This is a genomic window from Nonomuraea sp. 10N515B (genome assembly GCF_052245915.1).
Lineage (GTDB): Bacteria > Actinomycetota > Actinomycetes > Streptosporangiales > Streptosporangiaceae > Nonomuraea.
On sequence record NZ_JBQQBQ010000012.1, the window covers coordinates 158,923 to 182,770 of the forward strand.

Below are 23,848 nucleotides of genomic sequence, written 5' to 3' on the forward strand. Positions count from 1 at the left end.
ACATGGCGCAGCCAGGTGACAGGCGGGGGCTGGCCTTCGCCGCCATCGTCGTGGTCATCGCCGGCGTCGGCCTCTACCTCATGTGGGCGGACAGGGAGGACCCGGCCCAGCCCGTGCCGCAGGCCACCCGCGCCACCAGCAGGGCCGTGGCCTCCAGCACGCCGCTCGCGACCGCGAGCTCGGCGCCGTTCGACGTCTACAACTATCTGCCGATGAAGAAGGAGCAGCTGGCCGCCGCGGCGGACGTGGCCGAACGGTTCACCGCCGAGTACGGCACGTTCAGGTACGACGAGGACCCGGCCGCGTACGCTGCCCGGATCAAGGCGTACACCACCCCCGAACTGGGCACCGCCCTGACCCGCACGATCACCTCGGCGGGCACCATCGAGCAGAACCGCACCGAGGAGATCGTCTCCACGGCCACGGCCAGGCTCAAGGAGATCAGGCAGATCGAGAAGAATTCCATTGTCTTCGTCGTCGTCGGGACCAGGCAGGTCACCGCGAAGAGCGGCGGCAAGCAGCTCACCGAGGAGTACGCGGTCACGGTCAGCCAGTCCAGCGCAGACTGGCGGATCTTCGACATCATGCCGGCGGCCGAGGGCCAGTTCGGAGACCCGGAATGAACGTCTCGCGAACCCGCCTCGCCCTGCTGATCGGCCTGGCAGGGGGGCTGCTGCTGGCCCTGGTCGTGGTGTCGCCGATGTTGCTGATCTCGATGCCGTCGTTCCTCAGCGAGGGCCGCACCTCCATCGACTGCACGGACACCACACAGGTGGAAGAGGCCTCCGACTCCGCCGCCGCCGACATTCCCGCCAAGTACCTGGAGCTGTACAAGGGGCACGGCGACAAGATCGGCGTCCAGTGGAACGTCCTGGCCGCCGTGGGCAAGCGCGAGACCGACCACGGCCGCTCCACGCTGCCCGGCGTCAAAAGCGGCACCAACTCGGCGGGCGCGGCCGGGCCGATGCAGTTCCTGATCTCCACGTGGGGCGGTAAGGCGAGGATCGCGATGTCGTCCACGTTCAACGGGTACGCCTCCGACGGTGACGGGGACGGCGTGGGCGACGTGTACAACCCGGCCGACGCGATCCTCGGCGCCGCGAAGATGCTCAAGCGCAACGGGGCGCCCGAGAACGTGCGGCAGGCGTTGTTCGTCTACAACCGCGCCTGGTGGTACGTCGACCAGGTCGAGGCGATCGCCAGGAATTATGCCAAGTCCGGGGACGTGAAAGTGCCGCCGCAGGCCGAGGACGAGTGCGACGACTCGCTGGTGGAGGCCGCGCCGAGCGACGTCGTGGCCAAGATCCTGCAGTATGCGCTGGCCCAGCGCGGCAAGCCGTACCTGTGGGGTGGCACCGGGCCGGACGCGTACGACTGCTCCGGCGTCATTTACGCCGCCTACCGGTCGGCGGGGCTCACGATCCCGCGCACGACGTTCCTGCAGTGGCCGTTCGGGGTGAAAGTGTTAGCGGGGGAGGAGCAGCCGGGCGACCTGGTGTTCTTCAACGCCGGGCCGGGCACCTCGGCCGACAACCCCGGACACGTCGGGCTTGTGGTGTCGAAGGGCAAGATGCTCGAGGCCAGGTGCCGGCTGTGCGGGCCGATCAAGGTCACCAGCTACGAGGTCCGCGGCAACCGCGTCGGGTTCACCCGCCCCCTGCAGAACCCCGACGTGCTCGAACAGCTGAAGAAGCTGCAAAATCCTTCCCTATGAGGAATCGCAACGCATGAGCGAGGACGTGGTGGTGGTCGTGGCGGCGGTGATCGTCGCCGAGGGCGGCCGGGTGCTGGCCGCCCAGCGCGCGCAGCCGGCGGCGCTCGCCGGTGGCTGGGAGTTCCCCGGCGGCAAAGTGGATCCGGGCGAGGACGAGGTCCAGGCGCTGATCCGGGAATGCCGCGAGGAACTCGGCGTGGAAATCGCGGTGGGCGCGCGGGTGGGCGGTGACTGGCCGCTGTCCAAGGGGTACGTGCTGCGGGTCTGGCTGGCCGCGATCGCTTCCGGGACGCCGGAGCCCCGGGAGCATCTGGCGTTGCGGTGGCTGGGGCCGGGGGAGTATTTCGACGTGGAGTGGCTGGGGGCCGATCTGCCGATCATGAAGAACGTGGAGAGCCTGATCCCGCCGGACTGAGTATGTCACCCTCTGTGACATAGTGATTACTAGACGTGAGTAACGGGTCATGTGTCGCAGCGGGGGAGTGGGAGTGATGCGTCGTGGCTGGATTCTTGCCGGTGTGCTGATACTGGTGGCGGTGCCATCCGTGCCCATGGCCGCGACCGGGGTCTCGCTGGTGGTGGAGCGGGTGAGCCAGGGCGACGGCGGTGCGGGGAAGCGGGTCAGGACCGGAGACGTGCAGCGGTTCAGGGTGCGGCTGAACGGGATGGCCAAGGGGGCCAGGGTGGCGGTGGCCGCCAGTCCGGTGGAGGCGTTGTCGGAGGTGGCTTGCGTGTCACCGGCCGGCCAGCCCTCCCATCCTGCCCTCAGCTCGCCCCTCGCCGGCCCCCTGGGCTCGGTGCCTGGCGGGCCTGCTCCCCTCGGCTCGCCGTCCGTCGGCGCCGCTTCCCTCGCTCCGGAGTACGGCGGTCCTCCGCTCCCCGGCCCGGCGTCCGTCGGCCCTGCTCCCCACGGTGCGGCGTCTGACGGACTTACGACCGCAGGTTCGGCGCCCGGCGGTCTTACGGCCACCGGCCCGCAGACCGACGTCCCCAGGACCGACGTCCCGACGGCCAGCGGCGCCACGGCCAGCGGCGCGATGCCTGGCGGCGTGACGGGCGGCGGCGTGACGGGCGGCGGCGTGACGGGCGGCGGCGTGACGGGCGGCGGCGCGACGACGGGCGGCGGCGCGACGACGGGCGGCGGCGCGATGCCTGGCGGCGTGGTGGGCGGCGGCGCGACGACGGGCGGGCCGATGACCCTCGAGTCGGGTGAGGACGGGCTGAGCGCGCCGACGGCCGACGGCGGGCAAGGTCCCGTTCCGGGTTGGCCTCCCGCGACGGGGGCCGTGACAGCAGGAGCGTCCCCCGTCCCGGTGCTCCCCGCGCGGGTGCTGGCGACGCGGGCGCTGGCCACCGTGGGGACGCCCGCTCTCCCGTACGGGTCCCTGCTGGGGGCGCACGTGTGCAGGCTGGGGAAGGTCGACGGCGAACGATCCGTCGACGTGACGCTCACGACGCCCGAGGGGGCCAGGAAGGTGGTGCTGGCGGCGGTGGCCGAGATGCGGGCCGAGCCGGACGACGGTCGGACGACCATGCGCAGATCCGTCGCCATGCGGGTCATCGGCACTGCACCGCCGATCAGCGGCGACGCCGCCAAGCTCGCCGATCCGCAGGCGCGCCGGACGGCCGAAGCCGAGGCGCCCGACCTTGAGCTGACCCTGCGGCAGGTTACACCGCAGCAGACGCTTCGCCACATGTCCGCACCAGCGTCTCCCCGCACGCCAGCGCAGAGTGTTCCCGCCGCGTCCGGGGGAGCCGTCGCGAGCTCGTCCATCGAGAGCGTTCCCACCGTGTCCGGGAAGGCGGTCGCGAGCTCGTCCACCCAGGGCGTCTCCCTCGATCAGGCGCTTCCGGACGTACTTCAGCAGGGCCTTGCCGACGTGCCAACGGTCGGCGCATCGCCCGCGCCCGGCACCACCCCGTCTCCCCAGATCGCCGCGCTCTCCGGGACGGAGGCCGCGCCCCTGCCGTGGGAAATGGCCGCCGCCACGAAGCGGGCCCGGCCGACCGGACAGGGCAATCCGCTGAAGGGTCCCATGGGGCATGCGATGGTCGTCGGCGGCATCGGGACGCTGCTGGGGGCCCTCTGGCTCATTGTCACGGTACAAAAGCACCGGAGGCGTAGAATGGTGTTGTAATCCGGTCTTTACTGTTACTTTGACCCGACTAGTATTCCCTTGACCATGGTTCCGGGATGACGGCGGAGGGCACCGGTGGCACGCAGACGAGCGACGGCCGTGTCTGCGATCGTCCTGGCGCTGGGACTGGCCGGCGCCGGAGCGACGCCTTTCATCGTGCAGAGCGCGAGCGCGTCCGTGACGGCCTACGACCCTCCCGTCGAGCCTTGCGACGTCGCCGACCCGGCGTGCCAGTCCGACCCCCAGACCACGGTCACGGTGACCACCACCTTAGGCACCCCGACGCCCGAGGGGGACCCGGAGACGACGGTCACCAAGACCGTCACCGCGTCTCCGAAGAAGCCCAGCAAGACCCCGACGCCGACGAAGTCCACCACGCCCCCGGCCACCCCGCCGCAGACCACCCCCACGCAGAACCTGGAGCCGGTGCCTTCGCAGAACGTCGAGCCCCCGCCCACGTCGAGCACCCCTGACGCGACCGTCGAGATGCCGACGGTCGGCCCGCCGACGACGACCGCCCCCGTGCTCCCCACGGAGACGCAGTCCGCCGCCTCCGAAGAGGTGCCGCTGGAGTTGCGTGGCGCGGCGCCGGAGTTCGACCAGCGGACGCTCACGCAGAAGCTCAGCATCCCGGCGCTGGTCCTGGTCCTGCTCGCGCTCTTCGCTGTGCTGATCTTCGAGGGCAGGCTGCGCCGCATGGCCCACGCGGCCGCCGTACGCAAGGCGGGACCGCAGATGGGCGGGCGTCCGGACATGCCGCCCGGCGGTTACCCGGCCGGTCCGGGATACGCCGCCGCGGCGGGGTTCCCGCCCGCCGGCTACCCGGGTGGCACGGCGTACGCGCCGATCATCAGCTTCGTGCCGGTGCAGACGTACCCGAGCGGTCAGGTCTACCAGGACGTCGGGCACCCGTACCCGCCGCAGGGCTACGCGCAGGAGCCGCCGCCCGCGGCGCCTTCCGAGCCGCCGCCCGTGGTGCTGCACCCGGATGAGTTCCACTCCTACAACCACGAGCCGCCCAAGCCCAAGGAATACCGCGACCCGTTCGAGCCGCTGGTTCCCCCGGCCGACATCCCGGCGGGCGGTGGCACCCCGTTCGAGGACGGGCACGAGCATCCTCTCGGCTCGGCCTCCGCGGCGGAGTCCGGTGACTCCGAGCCGTGGCAGCAGGGCACGTCCCTGTTCGAGCCGCCGCAGCGGCCCGGGCAGGAGTACGAGCCGCCGCCGTACCTGCCCGCCGACGAGGACGTGACGGCCGTGCAGCCGCTGCCGCAGCAGGAGCCGACCAAGGAGATGCCGGACTCTGAGCGCGAGCGTTTCCGCCGCTCCGAGTAGCCGCTGGACAACGAATGAGGGGGCTGGACACCTGTCCAGCCCCCTCATTCGTGTGACGGCCTACTTGGCGCGCTTGAAGATCTTGCTGCCCAGCCACACCAGCGGGTCGTACTTGCGGTCCACCACGCGCTCCTTCATCGGGATCAGCGCGTTGTCGGTGATCTTGATGTGCTCGGGGCAGACCTCGGTGCAGCACTTGGTGATGTTGCAGTAGCCCAGCCCGTGCTCCTGCTGGGCCGCCTCCTGCCGGTCCGCCACGTCATAGGGGTGCATGTCCAGCTCGGCGATCCGCATGAGGAACCGGGGACCGGAGAAGTTGGTCTTGTTCTCCTCGTGGTCGCGGATCACGTGGCAGACGTTGTTACACATGAAGCATTCGATGCACTTGCGGAACTCCTGGGACCGCTCGACGTCGACCTGCTTCATCCGGTATTCGCCTGGCCGCACCTCGGCCGGCGGCGTGAAGGAGGGGACCTCCCTGGCCTTCTGGTAGTTGTACGAGACGTCGGTGACGAGGTCCTTGATGACGGGGAAGGTCCGCATCGGCGTGACCGTGATGGTCTCGTCCTCCTCGAAGGTGGACATGCGGGTCATGCAGCCCAGCTTCGGCTTGCCGTTGATCTCCATGCTGCACGAGCCGCACTTGCCTGCCTTGCAGTTCCAGCGCACCGCCAGATCGGGCGCCTGCGTGGCCTGCAGCCGGTGGATGATGTCGAGGACGACCTCGCCCTCGTTGACCTCCACGGTGAAGTCCTCGAGCTTGCCCTCGCCGCCCTCACCACGCCAGACCTTGAACTTTGCCTTGTAGCTCATGCCTTCGCTATCCCGTCGAACTCGGTCATCTCTCCGTCGGTGAGGTATTTGCTCAGCTCGCCGCGGTCGAACAGGGTGATCAGGTCGTCGCGCATACGCGGCTGGACCTTCTCCTCGACCTTGATCGTCGAGCCGTCCTCGGTGGAGCAGACGAGCAGCTTGCGGCGCCAGTCCGGGTTCATCCCCGGGAAGTCGTCGCGGGTGTGCCCACCGCGGCTCTCCTCGCGCAGCAACGCGGCCTTGGCCACGCACTCCGACACCAGCACCATGTTGCGCAGGTCGATCGCGAGGTGCCAGCCGGGGTTGTAGATGCGCGAGCCGGCCGCCCCGACCATGCGCACGCGTTCCTTGATCTTCTCCACGACCTGAAGGGCCTCGGAGACCTCCTCGGCCTTGCGGATGATGCCGACCAGGTCGTTCATCGTGCGCTGGAGCTCGTGGTGGACCTCGTAGGGGTTTTCGCCGTTGCGGCCCAGCGGCGCGATCGCCTCCCCGTGGGCCTCGTCGACCTGCTCGGGAGCGACCTTGGGCCGGCTCTTGAGCCCGTCCACGTACGCCGCCGCGCCCGCGCCCGCCCGGCGCCCGAACACCAGCAGGTCGGACAGCGAGTTGCCGCCGAGCCGGTTGGAGCCGTGCATGCCGCCGGACACCTCGCCGGCCGCGAACAACCCCGGTACGGCCGCCGCGCCGGTGTCGGCGTCCACCTCGACGCCGCCCATGATGTAGTGGCAGGTCGGGCCCACCTGCATGGGCTCGGCGGTGATGTCGACGTCGGCCAGCTCCTTGAACTGGTGGTGCATCGACGGCAGCCGCTTCTTGATCTCCTCGGCCGGGAGCCGGGTGGAGACGTCGAGGAACACGCCGCCCTGCGGGGATCCGCGCCCGGCCTTCACCTCGGCGTTGATCGCGCGGGCCACCTCATCACGCGGCAGCAGCTCCGGCGGGCGCCGGTTGTTGGCCTGGTCGGTGTACCAGCGGTCGCCCTCCTCCTCGGTGGTGGCGTACTTGTCCTTGAACACCTCGGGGATGTAGTCGAACATGAAGCGCTTGCCCTCGGAGTTGCGCAGCACGCCGCCGTCACCGCGGACGGACTCGGTGACGAGGATGCCGCGCACGGACGGCGGCCAGACCATCCCGGTGGGGTGGAACTGGATGAACTCCATGTTGATCAGCTTCGCGCCGGCCAGCAGGGCCAGGGCGTGGCCGTCACCGGTGTACTCCCAGGAGTTGGAGGTGACGACGTAGGACTTGCCGATGCCGCCGGTGGCCAGCACCACGGCCGGCGCGTCGAAGAGGATGAAGTTTCCGGTCTCGCGCCAGTAGCCGTAGGCGCCGGAGATCCGGTCGCCGTCCTTGAGCAGCCGGGTGACCGTGCACTCGGCGAAGACCTTGATGTAGGCCTCGTAGTCGCCGTGGTTCTCGTAGTCCTCCTGCTGGAGCGCGACGACGCGCTGCTGCAGCGTGCGGATCAGCTCCAGCCCGGTACGGTCGCCCACGTGTGCGAGCCGCGGGTATTCGTGCCCGCCGAAGTTCCGCTGGCTGATCTTGCCGTCCTTGGTGCGGTCGAACAGCGCGCCCCAGGCCTCCAGCTCCCACACCCGGTCGGGAGCCTCCTTGGCGTGCAGCTCGGCCATCCGCCAGTTGTTGAGGAACTTGCCGCCCCGCATGGTGTCGCGGAAGTGCACCATCCAGTTGTCGTCGGAGTTGACGTTGCCCATCGCGGCGGCCGCGCCGCCCTCGGCCATGACCGTGTGCGCCTTGCCGAACAGCGACTTGCAGACGATGGCCGTCCGCTTGCCCTGCTGGCGGGCCTCGATCGCAGCGCGAAGCCCCGCGCCGCCGGCGCCGATGACGACGACGTCGTATTCGTGACGCTCTGTGTTAAGCGAGTTGTCCACTGAAAGCTGTCCTTACGCGTACGGGAAGGCGATGATGCCCTTGGCCACCAGGCGGACATAGAAGTCGGCGCCCATGACGGAGAACATCGAGGCCCACGCGAGGGGTTGGTGCTTGGCGTTGAGCTTGGAGACGAACGTCCAAGCCCGATAACGCAGCGGGTGACGGGAGAAGTGGTTGAGCCGGCCCGCCGTGATGTGCCGGCAGGAGTGGCACGAAAGCGAGTACAGATTGATCAGGACGGCGTTGGCGATCAGGATCCAGGTGCCCAGGCCGAGCGGCTTGTGGACGAGCGCCAGAACGGCGTCGTAGGCCAGGATGAGGCCGATCACGATGGCCCCGTAGAAGAAGTACCTGTGCACGTTCTGCAGGATCAGCGGGAAGCGCCGCTCACCGGTGTACTTGCCGTGCGGCTCCTGCACCGCGCACGCGGGCGGCGACAACCAGAACGAGCGGTAGTACGACTTGCGGTAGTAATAGCACGTCAACCGGAATCCGCCCGGCAGGCCGAGAATGATCAGTCCTGGCGGAAGGACCCACCAGTCACCGATGGGCGCCCACCCGAACAGCCTCGCGCCGTCACAGACCTCCTGGGTCGTCAGACACGGCGAGGCGAACGGGGCGACATACGGCTCGACGAAGTTGCTCGTGTCGATGATCGCCCACACACCGTACACAAGGAACGAGCTCAGCCCGAGGAATGTGAGCAGCGGGACCAGCCACCATCTGTCGGTGCGCAGGGTGCGCACCTTGACTTGCGCACGCTGCCTTCGCAGTGGGGCTTCGGGCGTCGTCTGGGTCATCGCGGACCTCTCCACCTCCCGCGGACCCTTTCGCGCAGGGGGTCCGTGGTTCGTTTCGCTGGGCGCGCGTAGGGGCGGTATCCGCTCAAGCGCGCGTTGGTGGGGGATACGTTACGACGACCGCATCGACATTTGTGAGCGGGGTCACTCACTTTTTCGATGACTGGCTGTGATTCCTGTCACGTACGCCCGTCAGGGCGCTGCCCCTGCGTGGGCAACTTAACCACAGTCACGAAGAAATCATCGATCTGCCGGACAACCCGGATAAATTGCTCAAAGTCCACCGGTTTCGACACATAGGCGTTGGCGTGCAGCCGGTAACTGTGGAGGATGTCCTCCTCGGCTTCCGACGTCGTCAGGATCACCACGGGGATCGTCGCCAGGTCGGTGTCGGCCTTGACCTCGCTCAGCACCTCCATGCCGCTCATCCGCGGCAGGTTGAGGTCCAGCAGGATGAGATCCGGGCGTGGCGCGTCGGCGTAGCCGTCCTCTTGGCGCAGGTAAGCCATCGCCTGCTCGCCGTCGTTCACCACGTTGAGGCGGTTGCGCACCTTGTTGAAGTCGAAGGCCTCCTTGGTCAGCAAGATGTCCCCTTGGTCGTCCTCCACCAGGAGGACCTCGATCGGGCGCCACTCAGTCATCGTCGTCTCCAGCCGCGGGTAGCGTCCAGCGGAACGTCGCACCCTGGCCCTCCGCACTCTTGTCGAGCCACATTTGTCCGCCGTGGTATTCGACGATCTTGCGGCACAGTGCCAGGCCGATGCCAGTCCCTGGATACACGTCCCGGGGGTGGAGACGCTGGAAGATGAGGAAGATGCGGTCGGCGTACTTGGACTCGACCCCGATGCCGTTGTCCGAGCAGCTGAACTCCCACATGTCGCCGGACCGCTTCACCCCGATGTGGACGCGCGGGGGCGCCTCGGAGCGGAACTTGATCGCGTTCTCGATCAGATTCTGGAACAGCTGGGTCAGCTGCAGCCGGTTGCCCTTGACCTTGGGCAGGTCGTCCCTGGTGACCGTGGTCTCGGTGTCCTCCAGGGTGGCCGACAGGTTCTCCAGCGCCTGGTTCAGCGCCTCGCCCGAGTCGGTCACGGTGCGCTCGCCGGTGGCCCGGCCGACTCTGGAGAAGTCCAGCAGGTCGTTGATCAGCAGCTGCATCCGTTTCGCGCCGTCCACCGCGTAGTGGATGTACTGCCTGGCCCGCTCGTCGAGCTGCTCGCTGTAACGCTGCTCCAGCATCTGGGTGAAGCTGGCCACCTTGCGCAGTGGCTCCTGCAGGTCGTGGCTGGCCACGTACGCGAACTGCTCCAGCTCGCCGTTGGATCTGCGGAGTTCCTCGGCCTGGTCGGAGGCCACCCGCCAGGCCGACACGACGCGGTCGCGCATGGCGTCGAGGTGGCTGGACAGCTCGGCCAGCTCCGCCGGACGGTCCACCTGCAAGGTGTGGTCGAAGTCGCCGGCGGCGACCTTGCGCACCTGGTCGGTGAGCTGGTCGATGGGCTTCAGCACGGCGTAGCGCACGATGATCGCCAATCCGACTCCGCAGGCGAGCAACACCGCGAACAGCACGATCAACGCCGCGTTCAGCTGCCCGATCTGCGCGGCCACGTCCGCGTTCGGGTCCAGTGCCTGGGCCTGGGAGAGCATCAGCATGGTGACCACGACCCCGGCCGCGAAGGCCACGCCGGCCACCGCGCCGATGAACATGAACCAGCGGGCGACCGGCAGCCTGCCCAGTCCCACCGGCTCCTTGGGTGGCGGCAGCGGATGGATGCTCATGCTCTCCCCCTGCTCACCAGGACCACGGCCAGGTCGTCGCTCAGTGTGCCCACATGCCTGATCAGCCGGTCGAGGTCGATCGCGCCGTGCCCGCGTACGAGGTCGATCAGGCCCTCCACACCCAGCAGCTCGTTGCGCTCGCCCACGGCCGCCTCGATCAGGCCGTCGGTGTAGAGCATCATCGACCACCTCTCGCCCAGCGGCACGTCGATCACCGGCCATTCCGCGTCCGGGAAGATCCCGAGCGGCGGGCCGGACGGGGCGCCTTCGACCACCTCGACGACGCCGTCACGCACGAGCACCGGCGGTGGGTGCCCGACCACGCGCATCCTGGCGTGCTGCAGGTCAGGGGTGATCGTCGCCATACAGAGTGTCGTGAAGATCTCCGGCGCCTTGCGCTCGGCCCGCAACAGGGCGTCGAGCGTGCGCAGCAACGTGTCGTCGGTCTGCCCGGCCAATACCAACGTACGCCAGGCGATGCGCAGTGCCACGCCGAGCGCGGCCTCGTCGGGGCCGTGCCCGCACACGTCGCCCACCACGAGGTGCACCGCGCCGTCCGGCGTCTGCACCGCGTCCAGGAAGTCCCCGGCCAGCGTGCCGCCGCTGCCCGGCAGGTAACGCGTCGTGTGCTCGATCGCGTCGGTGCGCAGGAGCGCGACGGGGAGCAGGCCCCGCTGCATCCTGGCGTTCTCCTTGGCGATCAGCTCCGCCTGCACGAGCCTGAGCTGGGTCTGGTCGGCCCGCTTGCGCTCCATGGCGTACCTGATGGCCCTGGCCAGCAGCCGCGCGTCGATGTCCTGTTTGACCAGGTAGTCCTGCGCCCCCGCCTGCACGGCGGCGACGCCCAGGTGGACGTCACGCAGCCCGGTGAGCACCAGCACGGCCGCGTGCGGCGCCAGCGCCAGCACCTCCTCCAGCGCCTCCAGCCGGGAGGCGTCGGGTAGCGAGAGGTCGACGAGCACACACTGGATCTTGGAGGTCAGCTTGGTCTTGGCCTCTTGGAGGCTCCGCGCCCGGAAGATCTTCGGCGGCGCGACCGCCTGCTGGAGCAACTCCTCGACGAGGAACGCGTCGCCGTCATCATCCTCGAGGAGGAGCAGCGTCAGCGTTTCGGAGAGATTTGCTGTCACCAAATCGCCTCACCGGGACATTGGAGATGTTGCTGCTCATTCTGCGATGAGCTCTACCCCTTGTGGAAGCGTGCCTTCATGTCCAGCTTCCACTACAAAGGTGAGCAGGGTCTCCCGGAACGCCTGCGCGGCCGTCGTCGGCTCGACATCCTTGCGGTGGGCCAGCGCGATCGTCCGGCTGAGCCCCGGCGGCGCGAGCGGCGTGCCGGAAAGCCCGGGCCGCCCGTCGAGCACCATGGAGGGCACCACGGCCACCCCCAGCCCCGCCTCCACGAACCGCAGCACCGCGTCCATCTCGCCGCCCTGCACCGCGAACCTCGGCTCGAACCCGGCCTGCCGGCACGCGGCCAGCGTCGCCTCCCGCAGGTCGTAGCCGCGCCGGAACATCACCATCGGCCGCCCGCGCAGGTCCTCGATCTCGATGTACGGGCGCCTGGATGCCTCATGGGAATGCGAGACCACCACGAGGTTCTCCCGCAGGATCTCCTCGGTCACCAGCGAAGGATCGTCGCTCTGCAGCGGCATGATGATCAGCGACAGGTCGAGCTGCCCGCGCGCCAGCGCCCTGATCAGGTCCCGCGAGCCGCCCTCCTCGACCAGCAGCTCGATCCCCGGGTACGCGCGATGGAAGCGGGCCAGCGCGTCCGCCAGCAGCCCCGCGCACAGCGACGGCGTGGCCCCGAGCCGCACCCTGCCCCTTCTGAGCCCCGCCAGCTGGGCCACCTCCTGCCTGGCGGTGTCGGCGTCGGCGAGGATGCGTCGCGCGAGCGGCAGCAGCGCCTCCCCGGCCGGGGTCAGTGTGACGTTGCCGCGCGCCCGGGAGAACAGGGCCGCCCCGAGGTCGCTCTCCAGCGCCTTGATCTGCTTGCTGAGCGACGGCTGCGCGACCCGCATGCGCTCGGCGGCCTGGGTGAAGTGCCTGGTCTCGGCGACGGCCACGAAGGAGGCCAGTTGCTGCAGCTGCATGTGATTTTCCTCGCATCGGCCCGCCTGATCGTCCGGAAAAGGCCGCACATACCAGCATCATAGCTTCCGGCTATGGAAACCAGGCCCGTGATGACTTGGACGGATCATTGCTGCGTACCTAGCGTCTGAAGACGTGACTGCGACGATTGAGCGCGGTGCCGCGACCGCGCCGGTTCCCGCTCCCAAGAGCACTCCAACGCGTAAGAAGGCCGGCGGGTTCCTCGGCTCGTCGAACGGCAAGAAGGCCGTGATGGCCGTCACCGGTGCCGTGATGGTGCTCTTCCTCCTCCTCCACATGCTCGGGAACCTCAAGATCTTCCTGGGCAAGGACTCCTTCAACGACTACGCGCACGCGCTGCGCACGTTGCTCGAGCCGCTGCTGCCGTACCGGACGCTGCTGACGATCCTGGAGGTCGTCCTCGTCGCGTCAGTCGTCCTGCACATGTGGGCCGCGATCTCCCTCTCCCGGCGGGCCGGCAAGGCCAGGCCGGTCAAGTACGTCGCCAAGAAGCCGCAGGCGAACGGCTACGCCACGCACATCATGCGGTGGGGCGGACTGACGATCGCGCTCTTCGTCGTCTGGCACCTGCTCGACCTGACCTTCGGCGTCGTCAACCCCAAGGGCTTCGACTCCGCCCCGGCCGACCGGATGGTCGCCGGCTTCGAGCCGTCCCGCTGGTGGGTGACGCTGATCTACTTCGTGGCCGTCGTCATGGTGGGCCTGCACCTGCGGCACGGCATCTGGAGCGCCGTGCAGACGCTCGGCTGGGCCAACCGCAACCGCTACCGGGTTCTGAAGGCTTCGGCCGCCCTGGTCTCCGCGGTCCTGGTGATCGGCTTCCTGGCGCCGCCTCTCGCGATCACGTTCGGAGTTGTGAAGTGAAATACACGGAAGGTCCGGAGATTCGGGACACCAAGGCTCCTGCCGGGCCCATCGCGGAGCAGTGGGAGAAGCGGAAGTTCTCCGCGAAGCTGGTCAATCCGGCCAACAAGCGCAAGCTCACCGTGATCGTGGTCGGCACCGGCCTCGCGGGCGGCTCGGCCGCGGCGACGCTGGGCGAGCTGGGCTACAACGTCAAGTCGTTCTGCTATCAGGACACCCCGCGCCGCGCCCACTCCATCGCCGCGCAGGGCGGCATCAACGCCGCCAAGAACTACCGCGGCGACGGTGACAGCATCTACCGGCTCTTCTACGACACCGTGAAGGGCGGCGACTTCCGCGCCCGCGAGTCGAACGTCTACCGCCTGGCCCAGGTGTCGGTGAACATCATCGACCAGGCGGTCGCGCAGGGCGTGCCGTTCGCCCGCGAGTACGGCGGCCTGCTCGACACCCGCTCCTTCGGCGGCGCCCAGGTCTCCCGTACGTTCTACGCCCGCGGCCAGACGGGCCAGCAGCTGCTGCTGGGCGCCTACCAGGCGCTGGAGCGGCAGATCGCGGCCGGGACCGTGACCATGCACACGCGGCACGAGATGCTCGACGTGATCGTCGCCGACGGCCGGGCGCGCGGGATCATCGTGCGCGACATGGTGACCGGCGAGATCGAGCGGCACCTGGCCGACGCCGTGGTGCTGGCCACCGGCGGCTACGGCAACGTGTTCTTCCTGTCCACGAACGCCAAGGGCTGCAACACGACGGCGATCTGGCGGGCGCACGAGCGCGGAGCGTACTTCGCCAATCCCTGCTACACGCAGATCCACCCGACCTGCATCCCGGTGTCGGGCGAGTACCAGTCGAAGCTGACGCTGATGTCGGAGTCGCTGCGTAACGACGGGCGTGTGTGGGTGCCGCTGCGCAAGAACGACACCCGCGCCCCCGGGGACATCCCGGACGACGAGCGCGACTACTACCTGGAGCGGATTTATCCCGCCTTCGGGAACCTCGTCCCCCGCGACATCGCCTCCCGCGCCGCCAAGAACGTCTGCGACGAGGGCCGCGGCGTCGGCCCCGGCGGCCTGGGCGTCTACCTGGACTTCCGGGACGCCATCAACCGCCTCGGCCGCGACGCGGTCGAGAAGAAGTACGGCAACCTCTTCGAGATGTACGAGCGCATCACCGGCGAGAACCCGTACGACGTGCCGATGCGCATCTACCCGGCGGTCCACTACACCATGGGCGGCCTGTGGGTGGACTACGACCTGCAGTCCACGATCCCCGGCCTGTTCGTCATCGGCGAGGCCAACTTCTCCGATCACGGCGCCAACCGCCTCGGCGCGTCCGCGCTGATGCAGGGCCTGGCCGACGGATATTTCGTGCTTCCGACCACCATCGGCGACTACCTGGCCGCCGGCCCGTTCGGCGACGTCGACGACGCGGCCATTGCCGAGGCCGAGGTCAAGGTCAGGAACAAGATCGACCGTCTCCTGTCCGTGAACGGCACCCGCACCCCCGACTCCTTCCACCGTGAGCTGGGCAAGCTCATGTGGGACTACTGCGGCATGGAGCGCACCGAGGAGTCGCTGCGCAAGGCCCTGGAGCGCATCCCTGAGCTGCGCGAGGAGTTCTGGCAGAACGTCAAGGTCACCGGCACCGCCGAGGAGCTGAACCAGGTGCTGGAGCGCGCCGGCCGCGTCGCCGACTTCTTCGACCTGGCCGAGCTCATGTGCCTGGACGCGTTGATCCGCACGGAGTCCTGCGGCGGCCACTTCCGCGCCGAGTCCCAAGACGCCGACGGCGAGGCCCTGCGTGACGACGAGCACTTCGCGCACGTCTCCGCCTGGGAGTTCTCCCCTTCCGGTGAGCCGGTGCTGCACAAGGAACCGCTCGAGTACGAGTACGTCAAGATGACCCAGCGGAGTTACAAGTGAACCTGACCCTGAAGGTCTGGCGTCAGAACGGCCCTTCCGACGACGGCCGGATGGTGACGTACAAGGTGGAGGACGTGTCCCCGGACATGTCCTTCCTGGAGATGCTCGACGTCCTCAACGAGCGTCTCATCCTCGAGGGCGATGACCCGATCGCCTTCGACCACGACTGCCGCGAGGGCATCTGCGGCATGTGCGGCATGGTCATCAACGGCGTCGCCCACGGTGAGCAGCGCGCCACGACGACCTGCCAGCTCCACATGCGCCACTTCGAGGACGGCGCCACGATCACCATCGAGCCGTGGCGGGCGGCACCGTTCCCGGTCGTCAAGGACCTGGTCGTGGACCGCAGCGCCTTCGACCGCATCATCCAGGCCGGCGGCTTCGTCTCGGTCCCCGCCGGCTCGGCCCCGGACGCGCACAGCGTCCCGGTGCGCAAGGAAGACGCCGACGCCGCCTTCGACGCGGCCACCTGCATCGGCTGCGGCGCCTGCGTGGCGGCCTGCCCGAACGGCTCGGCCTCCCTGTTCACCGCCGCCAAGATCACTCACCTGAGCCTGCTCCCGCAGGGCCAGCCGGAGCGCCTGTCGCGCGCCAAGGCCATGGTGGACCAGATGGACGCGGAGGGCTTCGGCGGCTGCACGAACACGGGCGAATGCACGGCCGTGTGCCCGAAGGGCATTCCGCTGGAGACGATCGCGCGCATGAACAGCGACTATCTGAAGGCGAACGCCAAGTAGGAGGCCGCCACCGGCCCGGGAGATCAGCCCGGGCCGGGCAGCCGGTTCAATGAGCGCCCACCAGGGTCTTGAGCGCGATGATGGCCAGTCCCAGTACGAGGTTGGCGGCCCCGGAAAGGACCATGGCTCGCGCGGAGAAGCGGGCCGTGGCGGCGGATGCGACCGCCCAGGCGACCTGGCTCGCCACCGCGACGACCAACGCCACCCAGGTGGCTCCCCTGTCGGACAGGCCCAGCGCCGAGGCGAAGGCGGCCCCGATGGCAGGCGGGAACGAGGCCTGGGCCACCGGCCAGTCCTGACGAGCGACTACGCGCAGGCGCCGCCAGGTCAGGGCGTAGGTTCCGTGGGACACCACCAAGGCGTAGACGTGGGTCAGCCAGAACACCACACCGGTGCAGATCAACACGACCACGAGGTCGCCCGCTGACAGCGGCGTGCCGTCCACCGCGCTGCCGGCCACGACCGAAGCCGCCAGCAGCGAGCCGTACACAGCCCCCGCGAACTCGACCCGTTCCGGTCTTCCCTTGGTGTCACGCACGTCCACATCGGGAGCCTTCCCGGCTCGAGGGGTTGGCGTGCGGGATGATGCCTAGTTTTGGGCTGTTCGGGGATCAGGAACACTCCCGCATGATGCGTGCCAGCTCATCAGGCGTCATGGGTGGCTCCGGCAGCGGATGAGCCGCCGACGCCCGGAACCCGTCCAGTATCAGAGCCAAATGCCGTCGCCACGCCTGCGGCCGCACCGCCCCCGTGGCCTCCACCGTGCGGGCGATCCCCCAGGTCACGAACGCCATGTCCGCCAGCGTGCAGTCCTCCCGCAGCACGCCTGCCTCTCGCGCTCGCCGGACGATCCGCTGCATGAGCTCGTAGCCCCGCGCATGGTTCTCTGAAGGGGGCGCGACCTGCGGGACCCGGCGCGAGACGAGGTCGTTGTAGCCGCGATCGGCGGCCTGCAGCTCGCACACCCGCTCCAGGAAGTGCACCAGTCCGGCCCATGGATCCGCCATCGACAGGGCATGCTCGGCGATCCGCGCCACCGTGGCCGTCCGGTCGGCGAAGACGGCGTCGACGAGGTCGTTGCGGCTCGGGAAGTGGTTGTAGAGGGTTCCGTTGCTCACCCCGGCCGTGCGGGCGATCTCGTCCAGGGCCACGTCCAGGCCCCGTGTGGCGAACAGGTCGCGGGCGGCCGCCACCAGCAGGTCCCGGTTTCGCTGTGCGTCCCTGCGAAGGGGCTTGGCGTGCGTCGGCATGCTGCCATCGTACCGAACTTGAGAACAGTCCCAACTTATGGCTAGGCTGCGAGCGGGAGAAAGTTGAGACTGCCATCAACTTCGCTGGATCGATTAAGGAAGGATTTGCCATGCCTAAAACGCTGGCCATCTTCGGCGCCGGTCCCGTCCTGGGCCTGTCCGTCGCCCGCCGCTTCGGGCGCGAGGGCTTCCGCGTCGCGCTCGTCGCCCGTACCAGGAAGAACCTCGACCGCCTCGTCGCCGAGCTCGCCCGCGACGGCATCGAGGCGGCCGGCTTCACCGCCGACGTCTACGACCGCGACCAGATCGCGAACGTCGTGACGGCGATCAAGGAGCGGTACGGGCGGATCGACGTCGCGGAGTTCAGCCCCGGCGGCGGGGATCTAGGGGACGGGATCGTGTCGACCCTGGACGTCGACGTCGACAACACGCAGCTCATCCTGGACCGCTTCCTGCTCTCCGCGATCGCCCTGGTGCGCCAGACTCTCCCCGACATGGTCGAGTACGGCGACGGCGCCGTCCTCTTCACGGCCGGACAGTCCGGCATCCACCCGGTCCCGTTCCTCGGGAACGCGGGCATGGCTCAGGCCGCGCTGCGCAACTACTTCCACACACTCAACGCCGTCCTCGCCGACAAGGGCGTCTTTGTCGGGGCGGTCAACGTCGGCGCGATGATCGAGGGAAGCGTGCCGCACCAGGCCATTGCGTCGTCCAAGGAGCCGCTCGGGTTCGAGCCGGAGGTCATTCATCCGGACGTTTTCGCGGAGAGCTTCTGGAAGCTGTACTCCAAGCGCGACCGGGTTGAGGCTCTGGTGGGGAACTTCGGTCGGAAGCTGCTAGAATGATAAGTACAACTATCATAGTTTGACTTATCATTCCTTGCCGATATGGAGGTGGCGAGTGCTGCGCAAGCCGGAGCGCCTGTTCGGCCGTGACGCGGAGTGGGAGGAACTGGCCGATTTCGCCACCGCCCCATCGAGCGGTGCCACCCTGGGCCTCGTGTACGGGCGTCGCCGTCAGGGCAAGACACTCATGCTCGAACTCCTGGCGCAGGAAACGGGTGGCATGCTCTTGGCCGCCACCCAGCAGTCCGAGGCCCAGAACCTCGCCGACCTCGGCGCCGCTTACGCGGCCTTTCGCGGTTTGCGTCAGCCGGTGTCGTTCAGGCATTGGCGAGAAGGGCTCGACGAACTGCTCCGGCTCGGCGAAGAGCGGGCAACGCCGGTGATCATTGATGAATTTCCCTATCTGATTTCCGCCACCCCCGGGTTGCCGTCCTACCTGCAGCAGGCCCTGAGTCCGATGGGCCACGCGAAGGAGCGCACTCGTACGCGCATGATCCTCTGCGGCAGTGCCCTGACGACGATGGCCCAGTTGCTCGGCGGAGGTGCCCCGCTTCGAGGACGAGCAGTGCTCGAGCTGATCGTGCGGCCATTCGGGTTTCGCGATGCCAGCGCGTTCTGGGGGCTGACGGAAAACCCGGAGTTGGCTTTCCGTGTGCACGCGCTTGTCGGCGGCACCCCCGCCTACCTGGAGATGTGCGGCGGGTCAGGGCCTGCCGATGTCGATGGTTTCGATCGATGGGTGGAGCGGCGTTTGCTGAACCCGGCCTCGGCCATGTTCCGGGAAGGCGGGCTGCTGCTTCGGGAAGAGCCGTCGATCGCCGATCCCAGTTCGTACGCGGCCACGTTGAGCGCCATCAGCGCGGGCAACCAGCGTCGCTCCGAAATCGCCGCAGCCCTTGGCCGGCCCGCCGGCGCATTGGCTCACGTCCTCAATGGCCTGCGGAGTATCGGCCTCGTTGAGCAGGTCGACGACGCGTTGCGCGACAAGCGAAGCGTGTTCAGGATCGCGGAGCCGATCGTTCGCCTCCACCAATTGATCACTCAGCGCCGTGAGCCTGAGCTTGTCATCGGTCAGGCCGGCCGAGTCTGGCGGGCCAACGCCGATACGGTGGCCTCGAAGATCTACGGTCCCCATTTCGAGGATCTCGCCCGCCAGTGGTGCTTCCTGCACGCGTCCAGTGACACGCTCAACGGAATCGCCAGTGCCGTACGTCCGAGCGATATCCCATGCCGTGTGCACCGCAAGGGACATGAGCTCGACATCGTGGTGACGGAGACGAATTCCTTCGCCGCCGACCGGATCATCGCGATCGGCGAGGCCAAGGGCACCCTCGCACCCATGGACATTTCCCAGCTCCAGCGGCTGGAGCATCTGCGTGCGCTGCTTCCTGATGCCCGGGTCGACAAGCCACCCAAACTGCTGCTGTTCGCACGGCCGGGATTCGCCGACGACTTGGTGGAGGCGGCACGGGGGCGCGCGGACGTGGAACTCGTCGACCTGAACCGTATGTATTCCGGGGAGTGACAGCCCGGCGTGCGGGCTCATGAGCAACGCGATCGCCCCGAGCACGATCCCGGCGTAGTGCGCATAGGTGCACCTCGTCACGCCGTTGATGCTTGAGATGGGCTGTGTCGTTGGCTAATTAGTATGCTGCCGAACATACTGATGAGGCGACGGTGACCCGGCGACGCACCGCGGATCTCGACGGTCTCGACCGGCTCAAAGAGTCCTGCTGGTCGACCTGCCTGCCCTTGTCGACTCGGGCGATCCGGTGGTCATGCCCGGAGCTCGGTGAAGTCCTTCGAAGGGGCGCGTAACAACGAGGGGGCTCAGACCACTTCCTGGTGTCAGAAGAACGCATCCGGAACGAAGGGGCTGGGCGGTGGCGGATGATGCGGACCGGTTCACCGGCATGTACGACGAATGCCGACAACGTGTGTGGGCCTACGTGGTCAGTCGCGCGGGGCGGCAGGTCGCGGACGAGGTGGTGAGCGAGACGTTCGCGATCGCCTGGCGGCGGCTCGACGACGTGCCCGAGCCTGCTCTGCCGTGGTTGCTCGGCGTGGCCAGGAACATCCTGCGCGACAACGTACGGACGGAGGCACGCAGGGAGGCGCTGGCCGCCGAGTTGCGGGCCTGGACCGAGGGCGACGTGGCCGAGCAGGTGACCGAGCGGATCGGGGTGTTGCGGGCGCTGGCCGCGTTGCCGGAGGACGATCGGGAGATTCTCCTCCTGGTCGCCTGGCACGGGCTGTCGCCGAAGGAGGCGGCCCGGGTCGTCGGGTGCTCGGCCGCGGCGTTCCGGGTCCGGTTGCATCGGGCTCGCAAACGGCTCAAGCAGGCGATGAACGAGGCCGCGGAGTCGGCCGCGGTCCACCTGCACGCTCGCCCCCAGGCGCGCCCGTCCCTGCCTCACATCCGGAGCTACAACGAGGAGTTGTCATGAGTCCCATCGACGAACTCAGGGCCGCCAGGCCTGCTCATCTCGGTGACGGCCCGGTGGACGAGCGCACCAGGGCCGCCGAGCTGTCCTACGCCATGTCCCAGCCGAGGCAGGCGCGGCGGCGGCGCAAGGTCGTGCGGCCGGTCTGGGGACTGGGGCTGGCCGGGGCCGCGGCGGCCGTGACCGCGGTAGCGGTGGTCCTGGCGGGGAACGGGGCGGCGCCGACCCCGCGGGCGCCGGACGGTGGCGGCCGGAATGCCACCGCCACGGATGCCCCGGACGGCGCCGGCTCGACGGTGAACCCGGACGGTGCCGGTTCGACGGCGGACCCGGATGGCAGCGGCTCGACGGCGAGTCCGGGCGGGACCGCCGCGCCGCGCGTCACGTTGTCGGCGCGGGACGTGCTGCTGGCCGCCGCGGAGAAGGCCGACCGGCAGCCCGAGCGCACCGGGGACTACTGGCACACCGCGTCGGTGAGCCGGACGTTGTCCACCGTGGCGAAGGGCGGCTACGACATGGCGACGGAGAGCCGGGACGAGATGTGGACGCCCAGCGCAACCGGTGGCGAGCAGTGGAGCCGTAGCCAGTCGCTCGGGACGCAGCCGGCCACCGAGGAGGACAGGAAGGCGTGGGAGGCGGCCGGGTCGCCGGAGAAGGTCGAGGTGGCGGTGCCGGGCAAGGGCGGTTCGCTGGTCCTGGAGACGGGGGCGGCGCCGGGCAAGGTGCGGACCAGTCACAGCCCGCTGGTGGACGGGGACAAGGTGTTCTGGCTGGGCCGGAACGTGACCATGAAGGATCTGCGCGGGCTGCCGAGCGACCCGGACGACCTCAAGAAGTGGCTACTGCGCTCGTACGAGGGGCATGACACGGAGTCCTCGAGCACGCCGATGGCCTCGGGTGTCTGGCTGTTCAAGGTGAGCGCGGGCCTGATCACGGATATGCCGGTGACGCCGCAGGTACGGGGTGCGGCGTTCCGCATGCTGGCCGAGCTCGACACCGTCAAGGTCATCGAGAACGTCACCGACGCCCAAGGCCGCCAGGGCACCGCGGTCTCGATCGAGGAGCGCATCAAGAGCGGCGCCGTCCTGGAGAACCGGCTGATCTTCGACGAGTCGACCGGCCGGGCACTCGCCAACGAGAACGTCGTGGTGAAGCCCGGTGGGTTGCAGGCGCAGTTCGAGCCCGGAGAGGTGTTCAGCTCCACCGCGGTGCTGGAGGCCGGCTGGACCGACGACAAGCCGTGACGGCAGGGCCCGGCAGACCGACTCCGCGCTGATTGGTTCGAGAAACGGTCCAATTTGGGGCTATTGGCTCTGGGAAGGGGCCGACGGTGGACGGTTCGATGGAGTCCTGGACTTTCGAGGAGGAACGTCATGAAGATCGAATCGTCTGCCGCAGTGTCGATTCCGCAGGTCATCCCTACGCTCCCGGGCCCCTTCCAGCAGCGGGAGCTGGCTCGGGCGAACGACGCCGTGGTGCGACTGGCCCAGCTGCACGGCGAGTTCCCCTGGCACGATCACGACGAGGACGAGCTGTTCCTGTGCTGGGACGGCACGTTCCGGATCGAGATCGAGGGTCGCGACCCGGTCACCATGGTGGCGGGCGACGTCTTCGTCGTGCCCAAGGGACTGCGGCACCGGCCGGTCGCGGACGAGCCCGCGCACGTGCTGCTGGTGGAGCGGGACGAAACCCGGCAATACGGCAGCTGACCTGCGGCCGGCGGCGCTACATGTGGTGGGCGGTTATCGTGCGGGGCACCTGGTTCTCAGTGCCCGGCTCCACGACCACGAACTGCCCCATCATGCCGGAGTCCTCGTGCCGCAGGATGTGGCAGTGGTACATGTACGGCGTCGCCGGATCGGTGAACCGGCCGAACTGGACGGCGAGCCGTACCGTGCTCTTCGGCGGCACGTAGACGGTGTCCTTGTGGCCGCTCGCGTACGCGGGAGGTTTCTCCCCGTCCACGGCGAGCACCTGGAACGCCACCTCGTGGATGTGGAAGTTGTGGGCGTAGACGGTGTTCTCGATCTCCCAGATTTCCGTGGCGCCGGCGGGGACCACCTCGTCGATTCGCGACAGGTCCATTTCCTTGCCGTTGATGGCGTCGTGGCCGTTGAGCCGGAACCGGCGGACCTTGGCGTTCGGGGGGACCACGATCGGAGTGGGGGTGGCCAGGCCGGCCGGCAGGCGAGGGGAGGCGGCGAGCCGCGGCGCCGCGACGATCTTCAGAAGGTCGAAGTCTCCCTCGTCGATGTCGTCGGACCCCGAGACCGTGCGCAGGAATACCTGCTCGCCGGCGGCGAAGGTCACGACGACCTCCACGCGCTCGCCCGGGGTGAGCGAGACCTGGTCGACCTGGACCGGCGCCGGCAGCAGGCCGGCGTCATTGCCGACAACGTGGAACGCGCGGCCGTCGGCGAACGTGAGGTGGTACATCCGGGCGTTCGATCCGTTGAGGACCCGAAAGCGCACCCGCTCGGTGCGGACGTTGACGAAAGGGGCGTATGTGCCGTTGACCAGGATGTGGTCGCCCAGGATGCCGAAAGTGCCCTTCAACGGGTCGCCCGTCGGCGAGCCGTCCTCAGCGAGGCTCTTGTCCTGGAGGATGAGGGGGACGTCGTCGATCCCGTAGGTGGCGGGGAGCTCCGCTGTGGTCCGGTCGTCGATGATGAACATGCCGGCGAGGCCGCGGTAGACCTGCGTGGCGGTCATGCCGTGTGGGTGCGGGTGATACCAGGACGTGGCGGCGGGCTGGTCGATGGTCCAGTGCGGGCTCCACGTGGCGCCCGGTTCGATCATCTGGTGCGGCCCGCCGTCCATCTTCGCGGGCAGCCGCATTCCGTGCCAGTGCACGGTGCTCGCCTCGTCCAGCCGGTTGGTGACCGTCATCCGGACCCTGTCGCCGCGTGCCGCCCGGATCGTCGGCCCTAGGTGCGGGCCGTTGAACCCCCAGGTCTCGACCGGCTTTCCGGCCAGGATCTCGCTGCGGCCCCGCTGCATCGTCAGTACGTATCGCCGCGTCCCGTCCTTGTCCACCTCGGGCTCGAGCAGTGGCGGTACGCGCAGCTCGGTGCGGAAGGCGGCCGGATCGCGCGGAGCACGGGCGCCTGCGGCGCCGGAGCCGCAGGCGGAGGCGAGGCCGGAGAGCGCGGCGGCCGCTAGGAACTGTCGACGATTCATGGTCCCCGGTTGA

General features: G+C 68.7%; 23 protein-coding genes. 13 read left to right on the forward strand and 10 right to left on the reverse strand.

The annotated features are described in order from the left end of the window. Nucleotides 1-2 precede the first annotated feature (2 nt). From ACTWQA_RS20295 to ACTWQA_RS20315, 5 genes are all read left to right on the forward strand, one after another. Nucleotides 3-623: a hypothetical protein gene (locus ACTWQA_RS20295; RefSeq protein WP_443160728.1), complete on the forward strand. Its 621-nt coding sequence runs from the start codon at nucleotides 3-5 to the stop codon at nucleotides 621-623. Beyond that, entirely contained in the window at nucleotides 620-1,714 is a 1,095-nt protein-coding gene (locus tag ACTWQA_RS20300) for a C40 family peptidase (protein WP_443160729.1), read from the forward strand. The genes ACTWQA_RS20295 and ACTWQA_RS20300 overlap by 4 nt, the downstream gene beginning before the upstream one ends. 13 nt (nucleotides 1,715-1,727) lie before the next feature. Beyond that, complete coding sequence (locus ACTWQA_RS20305; RefSeq protein WP_443160730.1) at nucleotides 1,728-2,129, forward strand: (deoxy)nucleoside triphosphate pyrophosphohydrolase; 402 nt, start codon at nucleotides 1,728-1,730, stop codon at nucleotides 2,127-2,129. 76 nt (nucleotides 2,130-2,205) lie between these two features. Beyond that, on the forward strand, nucleotides 2,206-3,852 hold the full coding sequence (locus ACTWQA_RS20310; RefSeq protein ID WP_443160731.1) for a hypothetical protein: 1,647 nt from the start codon (nucleotides 2,206-2,208) through the stop codon (nucleotides 3,850-3,852). A gap of 99 nt (nucleotides 3,853-3,951) precedes the next feature. After that, the gene (locus tag ACTWQA_RS20315; RefSeq protein WP_443160732.1) at nucleotides 3,952-5,187 is read left to right on the forward strand and encodes a hypothetical protein; all 1,236 of its coding nucleotides are present in this window, start codon (nucleotides 3,952-3,954) and stop codon (nucleotides 5,185-5,187) included. Between the two features lie 60 nt (nucleotides 5,188-5,247). Here ACTWQA_RS20315 and ACTWQA_RS20320 read toward each other — a convergent pair whose 3' ends face one another. The 7 genes from ACTWQA_RS20320 to ACTWQA_RS20350 form a co-directional block, all read right to left on the reverse strand. Next, a complete protein-coding gene (locus ACTWQA_RS20320) occupies nucleotides 5,248-6,000 on the reverse strand; it encodes a succinate dehydrogenase/fumarate reductase iron-sulfur subunit (protein WP_443160733.1) in 753 nt (250 codons plus the stop codon). Continuing rightward, nucleotides 5,997-7,898, reverse strand: a complete 1,902-nt coding sequence (locus ACTWQA_RS20325) for a fumarate reductase/succinate dehydrogenase flavoprotein subunit (RefSeq protein WP_443160734.1) — start codon at nucleotides 7,896-7,898, stop codon at nucleotides 5,997-5,999. The genes ACTWQA_RS20320 and ACTWQA_RS20325 overlap by 4 nt, the downstream gene beginning before the upstream one ends. A 12-nt stretch (nucleotides 7,899-7,910) precedes the next feature. Further along, nucleotides 7,911-8,699 carry a hypothetical protein gene (locus tag ACTWQA_RS20330; protein ID WP_443160735.1) on the reverse strand — a complete coding sequence of 263 codons (789 nt, stop codon included), beginning with the start codon at nucleotides 8,697-8,699 and terminating at the stop codon, nucleotides 7,911-7,913. Nucleotides 8,700-8,878: 179 nt separating this feature from the next. Next, nucleotides 8,879-9,340 (reverse strand): response regulator, encoded by a 462-nt coding sequence (locus ACTWQA_RS20335; protein ID WP_443160736.1) that lies wholly within the window; start codon nucleotides 9,338-9,340, stop codon nucleotides 8,879-8,881. Beyond that, on the reverse strand, nucleotides 9,333-10,478 hold the full coding sequence (locus ACTWQA_RS20340; RefSeq protein ID WP_443160737.1) for a sensor histidine kinase: 1,146 nt from the start codon (nucleotides 10,476-10,478) through the stop codon (nucleotides 9,333-9,335). The genes ACTWQA_RS20335 and ACTWQA_RS20340 overlap by 8 nt, the downstream gene beginning before the upstream one ends. Next, nucleotides 10,475-11,608 (reverse strand): PP2C family protein-serine/threonine phosphatase, encoded by a 1,134-nt coding sequence (locus ACTWQA_RS20345; protein WP_443160738.1) that lies wholly within the window; start codon nucleotides 11,606-11,608, stop codon nucleotides 10,475-10,477. Before ACTWQA_RS20345 ends, ACTWQA_RS20340 begins: the two co-directional genes overlap by 4 nt. A gap of 36 nt (nucleotides 11,609-11,644) precedes the next feature. After that, nucleotides 11,645-12,574, reverse strand: a complete 930-nt coding sequence (locus tag ACTWQA_RS20350; RefSeq protein ID WP_305920943.1) for a LysR family transcriptional regulator — start codon at nucleotides 12,572-12,574, stop codon at nucleotides 11,645-11,647. Between the two features lie 250 nt (nucleotides 12,575-12,824). On the opposite strand from ACTWQA_RS20350, the gene ACTWQA_RS20355 reads away from it, so the two are divergent. From ACTWQA_RS20355 to ACTWQA_RS20365, 3 genes are read left to right on the forward strand one after another with little or no spacing between them, the layout of a single operon-like run. Continuing rightward, nucleotides 12,825-13,457, forward strand: a complete 633-nt coding sequence (locus tag ACTWQA_RS20355) for a succinate dehydrogenase cytochrome b subunit (protein WP_443160835.1) — start codon at nucleotides 12,825-12,827, stop codon at nucleotides 13,455-13,457. Continuing rightward, complete coding sequence (locus tag ACTWQA_RS20360; RefSeq protein WP_443160739.1) at nucleotides 13,454-15,379, forward strand: fumarate reductase/succinate dehydrogenase flavoprotein subunit; 1,926 nt, start codon at nucleotides 13,454-13,456, stop codon at nucleotides 15,377-15,379. Before ACTWQA_RS20355 ends, ACTWQA_RS20360 begins: the two co-directional genes overlap by 4 nt. Then, nucleotides 15,376-16,116 carry a succinate dehydrogenase/fumarate reductase iron-sulfur subunit gene (locus ACTWQA_RS20365; RefSeq protein WP_443160740.1) on the forward strand — a complete coding sequence of 247 codons (741 nt, stop codon included), beginning with the start codon at nucleotides 15,376-15,378 and terminating at the stop codon, nucleotides 16,114-16,116. The genes ACTWQA_RS20360 and ACTWQA_RS20365 overlap by 4 nt, the downstream gene beginning before the upstream one ends. Before the next feature lie 46 nt (nucleotides 16,117-16,162). On the opposite strand, the gene ACTWQA_RS20370 is transcribed toward ACTWQA_RS20365, so the two are convergent. Together ACTWQA_RS20370 and ACTWQA_RS20375 are read right to left on the reverse strand one after the other, a co-directional pair. Further along, nucleotides 16,163-16,654: a hypothetical protein gene (locus ACTWQA_RS20370; RefSeq protein WP_443160741.1), complete on the reverse strand. Its 492-nt coding sequence runs from the start codon at nucleotides 16,652-16,654 to the stop codon at nucleotides 16,163-16,165. A 73-nt stretch (nucleotides 16,655-16,727) separates the two neighbouring features. Beyond that, nucleotides 16,728-17,366, reverse strand: coding sequence for a TetR/AcrR family transcriptional regulator (locus tag ACTWQA_RS20375; RefSeq protein WP_443160742.1), 639 nt, complete (start codon nucleotides 17,364-17,366; stop codon nucleotides 16,728-16,730). Nucleotides 17,367-17,476: 110 nt separating this feature from the next. Here ACTWQA_RS20375 and ACTWQA_RS20380 point away from each other — a divergent pair, with 110 nt between their 5' ends. The 5 genes from ACTWQA_RS20380 (at nucleotide 17,477) to ACTWQA_RS20400 (ending at nucleotide 22,364) form a co-directional block, all read left to right on the forward strand. Continuing rightward, nucleotides 17,477-18,211: an SDR family NAD(P)-dependent oxidoreductase gene (locus ACTWQA_RS20380; RefSeq protein ID WP_443160743.1), complete on the forward strand. Its 735-nt coding sequence runs from the start codon at nucleotides 17,477-17,479 to the stop codon at nucleotides 18,209-18,211. A gap of 55 nt (nucleotides 18,212-18,266) precedes the next feature. After that, a complete protein-coding gene (locus ACTWQA_RS20385; RefSeq protein ID WP_443160744.1) occupies nucleotides 18,267-19,736 on the forward strand; it encodes an AAA family ATPase in 1,470 nt (489 codons plus the stop codon). Between the two features lie 358 nt (nucleotides 19,737-20,094). Further along, nucleotides 20,095-20,658 carry an RNA polymerase sigma factor gene (locus tag ACTWQA_RS20390; RefSeq protein ID WP_443160745.1) on the forward strand — a complete coding sequence of 188 codons (564 nt, stop codon included), beginning with the start codon at nucleotides 20,095-20,097 and terminating at the stop codon, nucleotides 20,656-20,658. Further along, the gene (locus tag ACTWQA_RS20395) at nucleotides 20,655-21,899 is read left to right on the forward strand and encodes a CU044_5270 family protein (RefSeq protein ID WP_443160746.1); all 1,245 of its coding nucleotides are present in this window, start codon (nucleotides 20,655-20,657) and stop codon (nucleotides 21,897-21,899) included. The genes ACTWQA_RS20390 and ACTWQA_RS20395 overlap by 4 nt, the downstream gene beginning before the upstream one ends. Before the next feature lie 129 nt (nucleotides 21,900-22,028). Continuing rightward, nucleotides 22,029-22,364, forward strand: a complete 336-nt coding sequence (locus ACTWQA_RS20400) for a cupin domain-containing protein (protein ID WP_443160747.1) — start codon at nucleotides 22,029-22,031, stop codon at nucleotides 22,362-22,364. A 16-nt stretch (nucleotides 22,365-22,380) separates the two neighbouring features. On the opposite strand, the gene ACTWQA_RS20405 is transcribed toward ACTWQA_RS20400, so the two are convergent. Then, nucleotides 22,381-23,835, reverse strand: a complete 1,455-nt coding sequence (locus ACTWQA_RS20405; RefSeq protein WP_443160748.1) for a multicopper oxidase family protein — start codon at nucleotides 23,833-23,835, stop codon at nucleotides 22,381-22,383. Nucleotides 23,836-23,848: the final 13 nt, after the last annotated feature.

Coding starts and splice junctions, on each gene's coding strand:
- ACTWQA_RS20295 (WP_443160728.1), top strand. CDS start 3: ATGGCGCAGCCAGGTGACAGGCGGGGGCTGGCCTTCGCCGCCATCGTC.
- ACTWQA_RS20300 (WP_443160729.1), top strand. CDS start 620: ATGAACGTCTCGCGAACCCGCCTCGCCCTGCTGATCGGCCTGGCAGGG.
- ACTWQA_RS20305 (WP_443160730.1), top strand. CDS start 1,728: ATGAGCGAGGACGTGGTGGTGGTCGTGGCGGCGGTGATCGTCGCCGAG.
- ACTWQA_RS20310 (WP_443160731.1), top strand. CDS start 2,206: ATGCGTCGTGGCTGGATTCTTGCCGGTGTGCTGATACTGGTGGCGGTG.
- ACTWQA_RS20320 (WP_443160733.1), bottom strand. CDS start 6,000: ATGAGCTACAAGGCAAAGTTCAAGGTCTGGCGTGGTGAGGGCGGCGAG.
- ACTWQA_RS20330 (WP_443160735.1), bottom strand. CDS start 8,699: ATGACCCAGACGACGCCCGAAGCCCCACTGCGAAGGCAGCGTGCGCAA.
- ACTWQA_RS20335 (WP_443160736.1), bottom strand. CDS start 9,340: ATGACTGAGTGGCGCCCGATCGAGGTCCTCCTGGTGGAGGACGACCAA.
- ACTWQA_RS20340 (WP_443160737.1), bottom strand. CDS start 10,478: ATGAGCATCCATCCGCTGCCGCCACCCAAGGAGCCGGTGGGACTGGGC.
- ACTWQA_RS20350 (WP_305920943.1), bottom strand. CDS start 12,574: ATGCAGCTGCAGCAACTGGCCTCCTTCGTGGCCGTCGCCGAGACCAGG.
- ACTWQA_RS20355 (WP_443160835.1), top strand. CDS start 12,825: ATGGCCGTCACCGGTGCCGTGATGGTGCTCTTCCTCCTCCTCCACATG.
- ACTWQA_RS20375 (WP_443160742.1), bottom strand. CDS start 17,366: ATGCCGACGCACGCCAAGCCCCTTCGCAGGGACGCACAGCGAAACCGG.
- ACTWQA_RS20380 (WP_443160743.1), top strand. CDS start 17,477: ATGCCTAAAACGCTGGCCATCTTCGGCGCCGGTCCCGTCCTGGGCCTG.
- ACTWQA_RS20395 (WP_443160746.1), top strand. CDS start 20,655: ATGAGTCCCATCGACGAACTCAGGGCCGCCAGGCCTGCTCATCTCGGT.
- ACTWQA_RS20400 (WP_443160747.1), top strand. CDS start 22,029: ATGAAGATCGAATCGTCTGCCGCAGTGTCGATTCCGCAGGTCATCCCT.
- ACTWQA_RS20405 (WP_443160748.1), bottom strand. CDS start 23,835: ATGAATCGTCGACAGTTCCTAGCGGCCGCCGCGCTCTCCGGCCTCGCC.